We start from the raw sequence: 12,230 nt of genomic DNA, 5'->3' as shown, positions 1-12,230 counted from the left end.
ATCAGACGGTTCGGGCCGGTGCGGTGCGGTCATCGGCCGTGCCAGCCGGTCGGACTTCAAGCGCCTGGACGTCGTCAAGAAGTCGCTGAGTCTCGGTGCCGGGTGATGCAGTGTGCGCCGGGTACGACGTTGGAGTCGTGGCCGGCGTCGATTCGGACCGGGTAGCAGCAACCGGCGTTGGGGCCGCAAACTGGTCGTGGTGCTGGCCGGCGACCCACTTGTCTTGGTCGGCCAGGAGGCCCGCGTCAGGCGTCGACTTCGAAACGGACCAACGTTCGAGGTCGTCCTGGAAGATCTTGCGTGCGCGACCTGGCTTGTTCTGCCATTCGATCAGGCGGTCCCTGAACTCCAGCACCGCGGGTTCGAGCTGGTAGCCGAACGTGGCCGAGGTGCGTTTGAACTCGGCAAGCTGGTGGGCTGCCCAGTTGGCGGCGATGGCGGAACCCTTCACCGGCAGCAATCGCACCTGGATGTCGGCCTGGCCGACCGACCGGTCTGCCATCACCTGTTCCTGGGGTGTCAGTGAATTCCAGACGGATGCCTCGGTGGCGGCATCGACGAGGGCACCGACAGCTGCCGCCCTCAACTCGCGATCGCGTTGCTCCAGCAAGCGCCTGATGGCGCCTCGGGAGATCCACGCGGCCAAAAGGCTGGCCACGACAATCGCTATGACGAGCACGATCGCACCGAAAACCACCGGGCGCGTGCTGAGGGCCGTGAGCCAGTCTAAAAAGCTATTCCACCACTGCATGTGCCGCAGACTACCGGCCATCGGCACCGATCATCGGCACCACGCGCGGCGTGCCCCAACTGGGTGGAGAAACCCGGATTACGGTCAGCGGAAACAGTCAGCCGCGTCGTCGATACGCCAGAACACGCCCAGCTCCATTGAACGCACTGCGGCAATCAGCCGGCGCGCGGCGAAACGTTCGCCATCGGCATCCGTTCGTCGTTCGATGTGCCCGAGAACGGTGCCAGCCTTGTCGGTGACCCGCCACAGGGTCTCCTTCACCGGAACGAGTGTGACGCCCTTGGGCGAGGCAGGGCGGGCCAGTGCGGGCAGTGTTGGCAGTGCGGTCATGAAATCCTCCGAGAGTCAGCCGGCCGCGATTGATGTTGCTTTCACGGTACGGCTGACCACCGACACTCACCTCGCTACCGGGCCTCGCTACCGGGACGTGCCATGCACTGCATACGGCTCGATGGCGGCGACTTCCTGTTCCGTCAGTGCCGGCGCGTCCAGCGCCGCAACGTTCTGCTCGAGCTGGGTGACACTCGACGCGCCGACCAGGACACTGGTCACCGCCGGCTGCCGGAGGATCCACGTCACCGCCAGTTGTGCCAGGCTCTGGCCGCGCCCGGCAGCGATCTCATTCAAGGCCCTCGCCCGCTCCAGGTAGACGTCACTCAGGGATGATTCGGAGAGGAAGTGACTGGTCGCGATCCGAGAGCCAGATGGAACAGTGCCATCGAGGTAGCGGTCGGTGAGCAGGCCCTGTGAAAGTGGGGAGAACACGATGCTGCCGACGCCCAGTTCGTCGAGTACCGGGAACAGGCCGTCTTCGATGTGGCGGTCGAACATCGAATACCTCGGCTGGTGAATCAGCAGGGGAATCTTGTGTTCGGCGAGTGCCGCTGCAGCCGCTCTGGTCTGTTCAGGATCGTAATTGGAGATGCCGACGTAGAGCGCCTTGCCCTGCTGCACGGCTGTTGCCAGGGCTCCCATGGTCTCCTCGATTGGAGTCTCCGGATCTGGCCGGTGGGAGTAGAAGATGTCGACATAGTCGAGGCCGAGGCGCCCGAGGCTCGCATCCAGGGACGACAGCAGATACTTGCGCGAACCGAAGTCGCCGTATGGTCCCGGCCACATGTCGTAGCCGGCCTTGCTGGAGATCACGAGCTCGTCGCGGTATGGGCGGAAATCCTCCGCGAAGATGCGCCCGAAATTCGACTCGGCGGATCCGGGGGGCGGTCCGTAGTTGTTGGCCAGGTCGAAGTGCGTGACGCCGAGGTCGAATGCCCTGCGCAGAATCGCACGCTGGGTCTCGACGGATCGCTCGTGGCCGAAATTGTGCCAGAGGCCCAATGACAGCGCGGGAAGCCGGAGTCCGCTTCTCCCCGTTCGGCGATATGGCATGGATTCGTAGCGGTTCTCGGAAGCGATGAAAGTCATGGAAACACCTTAGGGCTGCGCGCCTCTGTCGCCCTCCCCAGCCTTCGCTTTCTGTAGTTGTCCACGGATGCGTCGTGTGCGCCGCCACGCGACGGGCCATGAGCGCACACTCGTTCGTGCGTACCCCGGGACGACGGAGACTGGCACGAGTGGCCGATCCCGGGGTGCGTGCACCGGCTCGACGAGCCGATGTCTCGACACTCATGCAGGGAGAGAACAATGAGCGACACCATCACGCTGACCGGAATCGTTGGCACGGACCCGAAGCACCTGGTCACCACTTCCGGGCTGGCGATCACGTCATTTCGGCTGGCCTCTGGCCAGCGGAGGTACGACAGGGCGACAGGGGCCTGGATCGACGGAGACACGAACTGGTACACGGTCTCGACGTTTCGACACCTCGCATACAACGTCTCGCATTCGGTGCGGAAGGGCGAGCATGTGCTGGTGACGGGGAAGCTGCGGGTTCGCAACTGGGAGAACCCCGACCGGAAGGGAACCTCCATCGAGGTGGAAGCTGATTCGGTGGGGCACGACCTGTTCTGGTGCACCACCAACTATGCAAAAGCACCGATTGCGCGGTCGACATCACGTGATGAACAGGGGTCGGGTGCACCCGACCCCGATGCACCAGAAGACACCCGCACAGAAGACGCCGGCCTCCAGAACGAGGTCGAAGCGCGAACGGATGGCTTTCTTCCCGACGACGCTGCTGGGTCAGAGATTCACGGCCTCGCCACCATAGACTCGTAGGGTTGGCTGCTCTGGGCGCAGCCAACGGGGAGGATGGCGCATGCTCGAGGCACGCGGGTTGACCAAGGGCTCACGATCAGTGAGCACGCCCGCAAGGAAGCTTCGCAGGCGTGTCGCCGCGCTGACGCTGAGCGCAGCACTCGGCTTCGGCCTTGTCGCGTGCACCTCTCCGGCACCCACGCCAGAGACCGGTACCCCGACTGCTACGACGCCGGCAGAGTCACCAGGACTTCCACCGGTTCTCGCCCCTGAGCTCAGTGCGTCGGAGAACCTCCCGTACTTCAACCTGATAGCCGGGCAGGTACTCGCCGCAGACCCCGCCGCCGGCGGGGCTGCCTTCATCGATGCGCTCACGGCTGCCGGGTTCGACAAGACCCAGATGGAAGTCACCTTCGACAAGACCTCGGTCGACCTTGACGCGGACTCGATCCAATTCTCCGTTCGATTCAACGGAGAATGCCTGATCGGCCAGACCGGCCCGGCCAGCGACGGCTACCACAGCACGATCGCTCCCATCCTCGGCACCGGGACGTGCCTGGTGGGAGCCACCCGACCAATCGACTGGTAGTGCCAAACTGACGCGGATGGCCAAATAGACTGGTTAGCACTATGGCCGAATATATTTACTCGATGGTCCGCGCCCGCAAGGCGGTTGGCGAAAAACTTATCCTCGACGACGTCACGATGTCGTTCCTGCCGGGAGCGAAGATCGGCGTGGTCGGCCCGAACGGTGCCGGAAAGTCCACGATTCTCAAGATCATGGCCGGGCTCGACACCCCGAGCAACGGCGAAGCCAAGCTCACTCCCGGCTACAGCGTCGGCATCCTGATGCAGGAGCCTGAGCTCGACGAGTCGAAAACCGTGCTCGAGAATGTGCAGGAAGGCGTCGGCCCCATCAAGGGGAAGATCGACAGGTTCAATGAGATCTCCGCGGCGATGGCCGAACCAGATGCCGACTTCGACACTCTGCTGGCTGAGATGGGCGTGCTCCAGGAAGAGATCGACCATGCAGACGCCTGGGACCTCGACTCGCAGCTGGAGCAGGCCATGGACGCATTGCGCACACCGCCTGGCGATGCCGACGTCGCCAACCTCTCCGGAGGAGAGAAGCGCCGGGTCGCCCTGACCAAGCTGCTGTTGCAGAAGCCAGACCTGTTACTGCTCGACGAGCCCACCAACCATCTCGACGCCGAAAGCGTGCTGTGGCTCGAGCAGCACCTCGCGAAGTACCCGGGCGCCGTGCTCGCCGTCACCCACGACCGGTACTTCCTCGACCACGTCGCCGAATGGATCGCCGAGGTTGACCGCGGCCACCTCTACCCATACGAGGGCAACTACTCGACCTACCTCGAGAAGAAGCAGGAGCGCCTGCAGGTGGCGGGCAAGAAAGACGCAAAACTCTCGAAACGCCTCGCAGACGAACTCGAGTGGGTTCGCTCCAATGCAAAGGGCCGCCAGGCGAAGTCGAAGGCGCGCCTTGCCCGATACGAAGAAATGGTGACGGAAGCCGAACGCACACGCAAGCTCGACTTCGAGGAGATCCAGATTCCGGTGGGTCCGAGGCTCGGTTCGCAGGTGATCGACGCCAAGAAGCTGAAGAAGGGCTTCGGCGACCGGGTGCTCATCGAAGACCTCACCTTCACTTTGCCCCGCAACGGCATCGTCGGCGTGATCGGCCCGAACGGAGTCGGAAAGACGACCCTCTTCAAGACCATCGTCGGCAAGGAGTCGCTCGACGGCGGCGAGCTGAAAATCGGCGACACCGTCGACATCTCCTACGTCGACCAGGAGCGCGGTGGCATCGACCCCAACAAATCGCTGTGGGAGGTCGTCTCAGACGGTCAGGACTATATCCAGGTCGGCAAGAGCGAGATTCCGTCCCGCGCATACGTCTCCACCTTCGGATTCAAGGGACCAGACCAGCAAAAGAAGGCGGGAGTCCTCTCCGGCGGTGAGCGCAACCGTCTGAATCTGGCGTTGACGCTCAAACAGGGCGGCAACCTGCTGATGCTCGACGAGCCGACAAACGACCTCGACGTTGAAACCCTCGGCTCTCTCGAAAACGCACTCCTCGAGTTCCCAGGCTGTGCTGTGGTGATCACACACGACCGATGGTTCCTCGACCGCATTGCCACCCACATCCTCGCGTACGAGGGCACAGATGGGGAGCCGGCGAGGTGGTATTGGTTCGAGGGCAACTTCGAAGCGTACGAGGAGAACAAGATCGAGCGTCTCGGGCCGGACGCCGCCAAGCCGCACCGCTCCGCCTACCGCAAGCTCACGCGCGACTAGGCACGGCGGTGAAGCTGCACGTACCGATCCGTCTGCGCTGGTCAGACCTCGACGCCTACGGCCACGTCAACAACGCTGAGATGCTCCGTCTCCTCGAGGAGGCCCGCATCCAGGCCTTCTGGGCCAACGGCGAGTCTGGCGAGTCGGCCGTCGGGGCCAGCACAGCCGTGCTCGACGGGCGGCCGGGCGCTGCCACCCTCACTTTGATCGCTCGGCAGGAGATCGAATACCTGGCGCCCGTGCCCTACCTTCGGCAACCGGTCGATGTCAGGCTCTGGCTGGGCAAACTCGGCGGCGCAAGCCTTGAGGTCTGCTACGAGGTGTGGAGCCCGGAGGGGGCGGAGCCTGCCGTGCAGTATGCCCGTGCCAGCACCACCATCGTGCTTGTGGATGCCGCATCAGAGCGACCGCGCAAGATCAGCGAGATCGAGCGTGCGGCCTGGACGCCGTACCTTGACGAACCCGTACGGTTCGCCCGTCGCTGAAGCGGCCAGGATGATCTGCATTCGCGAGTCCGGTTCTGCGGATTCTGACCCCGTTTAGTCCAGTTCCGTCTCGCTGAACGAGTTCTCCCACACCGCCCTGGTGCCGGACTCGCCGACAACGATCGTCTGGTAGGTCACGACTCCACCGACGACGACGGCCAGGATCGCGATGACCGTCGCCACCGCGCGGCGTGCACGTCGATGCGAAGTGTGTCGGTGGTCTCTGCGGGCCGCGAAGAAGTACCACAGCCAGCTGGCGATCGCGAGGATTCCGAGAGCGAGCGACCACGGCCACAACCGGTCGCCGAGAGAAGCATGGGTCTCCACCAGCGGAGTGCTGGCAACCCGGCTCTTCAGCCATTGTCCGGCCTGGGTCGTCAGGGGCACGAGGGCGATCAGCGCCAGCCCAAGGAGCGCCGTGACAAATCCCAGGCGACGCCTGGCCGCCGGCCACAATGCCGACAGCACCAGGCCGAGGGCCGTCAGCGGAACGAGAACAACAACGGCGTGCACCAGAAGAACATGCAGCGGCAGCCCATTGATGGCGTAGCCGTCCATTGCCGCCTCAGCCCGCCACAACCGACTCGCCGGAAACGGCGACTGTCACCTTCTCCAGCGGCAGCGGTGCCGGCCCGTCGAGCACCTCGCCGGTTGCGGCGTCGTACCGGGAGCCGTGGCACGGACAGTCCAGCGTGTCCTGCGCAGGGTTCACAACACAGCCCTGGTGGGTGCAGATCGCGCTGAACGCGACGATCGACCCCGCCGTCGGTTGTGAGATCAGGATCGGCTTGCCGTCGAGTTCGGCTGCGACCGAGCCGCCCACCGGAATGTCGGCGAGCTTGGCGATTTCCGCTGATGCACCTGGCGCGGCGCTTTCGGTGCCGCTGGAATCCGGCGATGGGTCCGGCGCGCTGCTGTCGGCCGGGGCTGAACCCGGCGATTCGTCAGGAGTGCTGCATGCCGCGAGGGCCAGCACGCTCCCTGCTCCTCCGATGAGAATCAGGCTGCGGCGGGAGACATCCGTGTTCGTCGTCATCATGCTCCTTGAATCGGTCTTCGAATCGGTTGTGCGATGGCCGATGCCCACGGGTCGGCATCTCTATCCAGTACAACGAGACGCCAGGTAATACGGTTCACTGTGACTCGTCACACGATCAGTATGCGGGATCAGGGTCGGAGCGGCTGGTCTTCGCCGGACGGCACCCGTAGCATCCCCTCCTGGGCGACGGTGGCCAGGAGCAGCCCTGAGCGACTGTAGATGCTGCCCGTGGCGAGGCCGCGGCCGCCCTGGGCCGAGGGGGAGTCCTGCACGTACAGCATCCATTCGTCCACTCGACCGAACCGGTGCCACCACATGGCGTGGTCGAGGCTCGCAACCTTCAGACCCGGTGTCGCCCAGGCGACGCCGTGGCGCCTCATCACCGGTTCCATGATGGAGTAGTCGCTCGCATAGGCGAGGGCCGCCCTGTGCAGGTTCTGGTCGTCTGGCAGAACGCCAAGGGTCTTCATCCACACCGCCTGCTTTGCGGTGTGCTCGCCGTTCACGCGCAGATAGATCGGCGACGGCAGGTGACGGATGTCGAATGGCCGTTCACTTGCCCAGTATCTGGCGATCGAGTGGTCGACCTGGGCGAGTGCATCGGCGGCGCTCGGAAGGGATTCCGGCTCCGGAATGTCGCCGGGCATCTCGATCTGATGTTCGACACCCTCGTCCTCGTCCTGGAACGACGCAATCAGGGAGAGGATCGGCACGCCGTCCTGGTAAGCCTGCGTGCGCCGCGTTGAGAACGACCGACCGTCGTGGATGCGGTCGACAGAGAAGGTGATCGGCTGGTTGACGTCGCCCGGGCGGAGAAAGTATCCGTGCATGGAATGGACGAACCGGTCATCGGGCACGGTGCGCATTGCAGCAACGAGCGACTGCGCGAGTACCTGGCCGCCGAAGACCCGGCCGAGCGGCATCCATTGTGATGGTCCGGTGAAGATGTCTTCGCTGGTGCGTGCTCCGGTGTCGGTGAGGTCGAGAGCGGCGAGCAGGCCTTCCATCGGCGTATCCATGCTGTCTCCTCCGGCGTACATTCCGCTACTGCTTACTTGGTAGTTTAGAGATCAGATGAGCCAGTCATTCTCCCTTGCCGATTCCCACTCCCTCGCCGACCTCCACGTGTACTTGTCGCGCGCTGCCAGGGTGGAGGACGGTTCGGTGCGCCTCATTTCGGCTTCCGGCGTGCTGGCGGTGTACACGGCCATCCTGTATCCACGGGGTCTGCTCGATTCGAGCCCGACGGTGCTCGGGCTGCGAACCTTCGCCCTGACGGAGCCTGTCGACCTCGACGTGGTTGTGCCGATGCGTTCCCTCCTCGACCGGATTGCCCGCCTGCAGTCCGTGCAGGGCCAGGCCGCGTCATCCGCTGGCCAGGCGGTGATCGTCACTGTGCCGCTCCAGGTGAGCACGGTGACCTGGGCCGGCATCTCCCCGCCGCGTGGCGGCTGGGTCACGCAGGGTGAAACGGATGCCGCGATCCTCGATTCCGCGGCCCGCGCCGGTATCGCTGAGGTGGCGTCGGTGATCCCAAGCGGAACCGGTGAGCAGATCGTGCAGCGCGTGCGTTCCGAGGTGTGGGGGAGACCCATAGAGGCACTTGAGCACATTCCGGCCGGAGCCGCGTTCGCCGCCGTCAGCCTGGGTTTCCTTGCGCCCGACGAGCCGGTGCAGCTGTTCGAGACCGGACCGTGGACCAGGCTCAGCACCAGTCGAGGCCATGTGCTCGTGCGTCGCAAGCCCTGGACCCTGCGGGCCTGAACCCTACAGCGCGGCGGCGACCGCGCGCCCCGCGACGCGACCAGAGAACAGGCATCCGCCGAGGAAGGTTCCCTCGAGTGACCGGTAGCCGTGCATCCCTCCACCGCCGAATCCGCTCGCTTCCCCTGCAGCGTACAGGCCGGGTACCGGCTGGCCGTCGGCAGCCAGCACTCGCGCGGACAGGTCGGTCTCGATGCCGCCGAGGCTCTTCCGCGTAAGAATGTGCAGTTTCACGGCGATGAGCGGCCCTGCCTTCGGGTCGAGCAGCTTGTGCGGGCTCGCTACCCGGATGAGCTTGTCACCCCGATAGTGCCTGGCCTGCCGGATGGCGTTAATCTGGGCATCCTTCGTGAAGTCGTTGTCCAGTTCGCGATCGCGGGCGAGAATCTCCTGTTCGATCCGCGGGAAGTCCAGTGGCACATCGGGGGAGAGCTTCTGCATACCGGCCACCAGCTCGTGGAGTGTGTCCGCCACAACGAAGTCCACGCCTTTGTCCTTGAACGCCTCCACCGGTCCAGGCGCGCCAGGCGTGACTCGCTTGGCCAGCAGCTTCAGGTCTTTGCCGGTCAGGTCGGGGTTCTGTTCGCTGCCCGAGAGGGCGAACTCCTTCTCGATGATCTTCTGCGTGAGCACAAACCAGCTGTGCTCGTACCCGGTCTGCAGGATGTGTTCCAGGGTTCCCAGCGTGTCAAACCCGGGGAACAACGGCACCGGGAGCCGCTTGCCGGTGGCGTCGAGCCAGAGCGACGACGGCCCGGGCAGAATACGGATGCCGTGGGCCGCCCAGACCGGATCCCAGTTGGTGATGCCTTCGGTGTAGTGCCACATCCGGTCGCCGTTGATCAGTCGGGCGCCGGCTTGCTCCGCGATGCCCAGCATCCGTCCGTCCACGTGAGCCGGCACCCCGGAGAGCAGATGCCCGGGTGCCGCCCCCATACGCTTCGGCCATTGTGCCCTGACGAGGTCGTGGTTGCCGCCGATGCCGCCGCTGGTGACGATCACCGCTGAAGCGCGAAGGTCGAATTCTCCAACGGATGCCCGCGAGCTCGCTTCGCCTCGTGCAGCACCACTGGCCGCGAGCACGGCGCCGCGCACTCCGACCACACTGCCGCCTTCAACGATCAGTTCGTCGACGCGGTGGCGGTGCAGCGCGGTCACGAGACCGGCGCTCACTCCCTCGCGCACCCGTGTCACGAATGGCTCAAGGACGCCGGGGCCGGTGCCCCAGACAATGTGGAATCGGGGCACGGAGTTGCCGTGCTCGAGCGCGGTGTACCCACCGCGTTCCGCCCAGCCGACGACGGGAAAGAAGCCGACACCCTTCTCGCGAAGCCACGCACGTTTCTCGCCCGCCGCAAAGTTCAGGTAGGCCTCTGCCCACTGCTTCGGCCAGGCGTCCTCTTCGCGATCGAAGCCGGCGCTGCCAAACCAGTCCTGCCTGGCGAGTTCGAGTGAGTCACGAATACCCATGCGGCGCTGCTCAGGCGAGTCGATGAGGAACAAGCCGCCGAATGACCACCATGCTTGACCACCGAGGGACGCCGCCGGTTCCTGCTCGACCAGAAGAACGCGCTTGCCTGCATCGATCAGTTCGGCTGTGGCCACAAGTCCGGCGAGGCCGGCCCCGACCACGATCACATCGGCTTCGGTGGGGCGAGCTGGCATTGTGACTCCTTCGTCAGCAGCTGTCGAGCATCATCGTGTCTGTCGAACGTCGCGACCCGAGTTTATCCGGGCGCCGGCTGCTCCCAGGCTATTCGTCGAACGTGTTCACCATGGCATGGGCCGCGCGCTCCAGGTATGACCAGAGCGTTTCATAGTGCAAGGGAGGGAGTTCCATACTGTCGAGAGCATTTTTCATGTGGCCCAGCCAGCGGTCGCGGGCATCCGGATTAACCTTGAACGGCTGGTGCCGCATTCTCAGGCGCGGATGGCCACGCTGCTCGCTGTAGGTGCCAGGGCCACCCCAGTACTGCTCGAGGAACATCGTGAAGCGCTCGGTGGCAGGCCCGAGGTCATCCTCCGGGTACATCGGCTTCAGCACGGGATCATCGGCGACACCGCGGTAGAACTCGGTGATCAGCTTCTGGAAGAACTCCCTGCCGCCCACCTGGTCGTAGAACGACACGGTGACGGATGCCCCGTTCTCACCATCACGGAGGTGCAGTCCGGTTGGTTCACTGGCGATTGGTCGCACGGGGATCATCGGTGGCTCAGCGGACATCGGGTGCTCAGCGGACATCGGGTGCCTCCGGCCGGGTCTGGCGTTTGGATTTGCGCAGCAGTTTTTTCGTGGGAACAACCGGCATCGGGCTGGTTCGAGGCGGCCTTGCGCCGGAAACGCTGGAGGCGCTGTCGAACCCGGTCAGCACGACGGTGTTGAGCGACGGGAGAACGATGCCCATTTCATCGAGGGCCTTCTTCAGCCGGATCCGCAGCTCTCGGGAGACGTCGTCCTTCGTCGAGGTGCGGGTCTTGACGACCAGCCGGATCACGAGCGCCTCGTCTGAAATCGACTGAAGCCCCCAGATCTCAGGCTTTTCGAGGATGCGTGACCGCCACTTGCTATTCGACGCCATGTCGAGGGCGACCCGCAGGACCTCGGTCTGCACCGCTTCGACGTCGGAGTCGTAGGGGATCGCCAGGTCGATGATGGCACGCGCCCAGCCCTGCGACATATTGCCGACTCGCAGAATCTCGCCATTGCGGACGAACCAGAGGATGCCGTTGACGTCGCGGATCTGGGTGATTCGGATGCCGACACCCTCAACGACACCGGTGGCCGGTCCGACATCGACGACGTCGCCCACTCCGAGCTGGTCCTCCACCACCATGAACAGGCCGTTCAACACGTCTTTGACGATGTTCTGGGCACCAAAACCGAGACCGGCACCGATTGCTGCAGTGAGGATGGCGAAGGATCCCAGAACGGCATCGTTGATCGTGTTGATGATCAGCAGGATTGCGACGATAAAGAGGATGATGTTGACGATGTTGGTCAGCACCGAACCGAGGGTGCGGGTGCGCTGCACCACGCGCACGGCCGCCAGTGGCGACGCCATCAGCGCCTGGGTGTCTTCGATGTTCTGCTTCTTCTTGACACCAGACACGATTCGATTGACGACGTGCCGGATGACGAAGTGCAGCACCCAGCGGAGGATGAGCGCGACGACGATGATCACCACGACGCCGATCAGCCGAGGCACGACCGAAACCACGAAGAAGCCCTCGGGCACCGCCCAGAATTCATTCCAATTCATATGGTCTCAGTCTACTGAGAGTCTTCTGCGCCTTCCCTGACAAGGCCGCTTCACCAATCACCCGACCCATTCGACGGAGATATTCGTGAAAATGAACCATTTCGCCCCGATTTCGGACCGCCGCTGGTTGTCAATCTGGTGTGACCTGTTTGGTGTGTTTATCCTGCGAGGAGTTCGAGCAGGGTAGGTGGGGTGTGGGTTTTGCCGTCTTTGTGGGCGAGGTTCAGGGTCACTTGCTGCGGGGGTGGGCTCACGACGGGTGGTTTCCGGTAGCGGTGTGGGTTGGCCTGGTAGGCGGCATCGAGGGTGGCTTGGCGCTGCTGGGCGGAGTGAAGCCATGAGCCGTCATAGACCTGAGCGGGCGTGAATCCGGCTAGCGACGAGTGGTGGTGATGGTCGTTGTAGTGCTCGACGAAAGCGCCGAACCAGGCGACGGCATGGTCGATGTCGTCGAACGCTCCGGG

General features: G+C 64.2%; 14 protein-coding genes and 1 pseudogene. 5 read left to right on the top strand and 10 right to left on the bottom strand.

Annotated elements, in window-relative coordinates:
• Position 1: 1 nt before the first annotated feature.
• From K323_RS26740 to mgrA, 3 genes are all read right to left on the bottom strand, one after another.
• Positions 2-751, bottom strand: a complete 750-nt coding sequence (locus K323_RS26740) for a hypothetical protein (RefSeq protein WP_022886337.1) — start codon at positions 749-751, stop codon at positions 2-4.
• A gap of 84 nt (positions 752-835) precedes the next feature.
• A complete protein-coding gene (locus K323_RS0116335; protein WP_022886336.1) occupies positions 836-1,081 on the bottom strand; it encodes a hypothetical protein in 246 nt (81 codons plus the stop codon).
• An 87-nt stretch (positions 1,082-1,168) separates the two neighbouring features.
• The gene (mgrA, locus tag K323_RS0116330; protein ID WP_022886335.1) at positions 1,169-2,173 is read right to left on the bottom strand and encodes an L-glyceraldehyde 3-phosphate reductase; all 1,005 of its coding nucleotides are present in this window, start codon (positions 2,171-2,173) and stop codon (positions 1,169-1,171) included.
• A 219-nt stretch (positions 2,174-2,392) separates the two neighbouring features.
• Between mgrA and K323_RS26735 the strand changes: the two genes are divergently transcribed.
• Genes K323_RS26735 through K323_RS0116310 form a run of 4 tightly spaced genes read left to right on the top strand, consistent with a single transcriptional unit; the run spans position 2,393 to position 5,703 of the window.
• Positions 2,393-2,926 carry a single-stranded DNA-binding protein gene (locus K323_RS26735; RefSeq protein WP_022886334.1) on the top strand — a complete coding sequence of 178 codons (534 nt, stop codon included), beginning with the start codon at positions 2,393-2,395 and terminating at the stop codon, positions 2,924-2,926.
• 40 nt (positions 2,927-2,966) lie between these two features.
• On the top strand, positions 2,967-3,494 hold the full coding sequence (locus K323_RS0116320; RefSeq protein WP_022886333.1) for a DUF6993 domain-containing protein: 528 nt from the start codon (positions 2,967-2,969) through the stop codon (positions 3,492-3,494).
• Between the two features lie 41 nt (positions 3,495-3,535).
• The gene (gene ettA, locus K323_RS0116315; protein WP_022886332.1) at positions 3,536-5,218 is read left to right on the top strand and encodes an energy-dependent translational throttle protein EttA; all 1,683 of its coding nucleotides are present in this window, start codon (positions 3,536-3,538) and stop codon (positions 5,216-5,218) included.
• Positions 5,219-5,226: 8 nt separating this feature from the next.
• Positions 5,227-5,703, top strand: coding sequence for an acyl-CoA thioesterase (locus K323_RS0116310; protein ID WP_022886331.1), 477 nt, complete (start codon positions 5,227-5,229; stop codon positions 5,701-5,703).
• A gap of 54 nt (positions 5,704-5,757) precedes the next feature.
• Here the strand turns inward: K323_RS0116310 and K323_RS0116305 are convergent, their stop codons facing one another.
• The 3 genes from K323_RS0116305 to K323_RS0116295 all read right to left on the bottom strand — a co-directional run bounded on the left by K323_RS0116305 (position 5,758) and on the right by K323_RS0116295 (position 7,761).
• Positions 5,758-6,261: a DUF2231 domain-containing protein gene (locus K323_RS0116305; protein ID WP_026851753.1), complete on the bottom strand. Its 504-nt coding sequence runs from the start codon at positions 6,259-6,261 to the stop codon at positions 5,758-5,760.
• A 7-nt stretch (positions 6,262-6,268) separates the two neighbouring features.
• Positions 6,269-6,739, bottom strand: coding sequence for a QcrA and Rieske domain-containing protein (locus K323_RS0116300; RefSeq protein ID WP_026851752.1), 471 nt, complete (start codon positions 6,737-6,739; stop codon positions 6,269-6,271).
• Between the two features lie 131 nt (positions 6,740-6,870).
• Positions 6,871-7,761 carry an acyl-CoA thioesterase gene (locus tag K323_RS0116295; protein ID WP_245571014.1) on the bottom strand — a complete coding sequence of 297 codons (891 nt, stop codon included), beginning with the start codon at positions 7,759-7,761 and terminating at the stop codon, positions 6,871-6,873.
• 55 nt (positions 7,762-7,816) lie between these two features.
• On the opposite strand from K323_RS0116295, the gene K323_RS0116290 reads away from it, so the two are divergent.
• Positions 7,817-8,506: a DUF8185 domain-containing protein gene (locus tag K323_RS0116290; RefSeq protein WP_022886328.1), complete on the top strand. Its 690-nt coding sequence runs from the start codon at positions 7,817-7,819 to the stop codon at positions 8,504-8,506.
• Positions 8,507-8,509: 3 nt separating this feature from the next.
• Here the strand turns inward: K323_RS0116290 and K323_RS0116285 are convergent, their stop codons facing one another.
• From K323_RS0116285 to K323_RS30080, 4 genes and pseudogenes are all read right to left on the bottom strand, one after another.
• Entirely contained in the window at positions 8,510-10,171 is a 1,662-nt protein-coding gene (locus K323_RS0116285; protein WP_022886327.1) for an FAD-binding dehydrogenase, read from the bottom strand.
• Positions 10,172-10,259: 88 nt separating this feature from the next.
• Positions 10,260-10,730: a globin gene (locus K323_RS0116280; RefSeq protein WP_084697428.1), complete on the bottom strand. Its 471-nt coding sequence runs from the start codon at positions 10,728-10,730 to the stop codon at positions 10,260-10,262.
• Positions 10,731-10,737: 7 nt separating this feature from the next.
• Positions 10,738-11,766 carry a mechanosensitive ion channel family protein gene (locus K323_RS26730; RefSeq protein ID WP_051147405.1) on the bottom strand — a complete coding sequence of 343 codons (1,029 nt, stop codon included), beginning with the start codon at positions 11,764-11,766 and terminating at the stop codon, positions 10,738-10,740.
• Positions 11,767-11,924: 158 nt separating this feature from the next.
• Positions 11,925-12,230: pseudogene (locus K323_RS30080) on the bottom strand (hypothetical protein); the annotation flags it as partial.

Source organism: Glaciibacter superstes DSM 21135 (genome assembly GCF_000421145.1).
In the GTDB taxonomy this organism is placed as follows: Bacteria; Actinomycetota; Actinomycetes; order Actinomycetales; family Microbacteriaceae; genus Cryobacterium; species Cryobacterium superstes.
Note: the sequence above shows the minus strand (reverse complement) of the source record. Positions and strands in the feature narration are given on the sequence as shown.

Coding starts and splice junctions, on each gene's coding strand:
- K323_RS26740 (WP_022886337.1), bottom strand. CDS start 751: ATGCAGTGGTGGAATAGCTTTTTAGACTGGCTCACGGCCCTCAGCACG.
- K323_RS0116335 (WP_022886336.1), bottom strand. CDS start 1,081: ATGACCGCACTGCCAACACTGCCCGCACTGGCCCGCCCTGCCTCGCCC.
- mgrA (WP_022886335.1), bottom strand. CDS start 2,173: ATGACTTTCATCGCTTCCGAGAACCGCTACGAATCCATGCCATATCGC.
- K323_RS26735 (WP_022886334.1), top strand. CDS start 2,393: ATGAGCGACACCATCACGCTGACCGGAATCGTTGGCACGGACCCGAAG.
- K323_RS0116320 (WP_022886333.1), top strand. CDS start 2,967: ATGCTCGAGGCACGCGGGTTGACCAAGGGCTCACGATCAGTGAGCACG.
- ettA (WP_022886332.1), top strand. CDS start 3,536: ATGGCCGAATATATTTACTCGATGGTCCGCGCCCGCAAGGCGGTTGGC.
- K323_RS0116305 (WP_026851753.1), bottom strand. CDS start 6,261: ATGGACGGCTACGCCATCAATGGGCTGCCGCTGCATGTTCTTCTGGTG.
- K323_RS0116300 (WP_026851752.1), bottom strand. CDS start 6,739: ATGACGACGAACACGGATGTCTCCCGCCGCAGCCTGATTCTCATCGGA.
- K323_RS0116295 (WP_245571014.1), bottom strand. CDS start 7,761: ATGGATACGCCGATGGAAGGCCTGCTCGCCGCTCTCGACCTCACCGAC.
- K323_RS0116290 (WP_022886328.1), top strand. CDS start 7,817: ATGAGCCAGTCATTCTCCCTTGCCGATTCCCACTCCCTCGCCGACCTC.
- K323_RS0116285 (WP_022886327.1), bottom strand. CDS start 10,171: ATGCCAGCTCGCCCCACCGAAGCCGATGTGATCGTGGTCGGGGCCGGC.
- K323_RS0116280 (WP_084697428.1), bottom strand. CDS start 10,730: ATGTCCGCTGAGCCACCGATGATCCCCGTGCGACCAATCGCCAGTGAA.
- K323_RS26730 (WP_051147405.1), bottom strand. CDS start 11,766: ATGAATTGGAATGAATTCTGGGCGGTGCCCGAGGGCTTCTTCGTGGTT.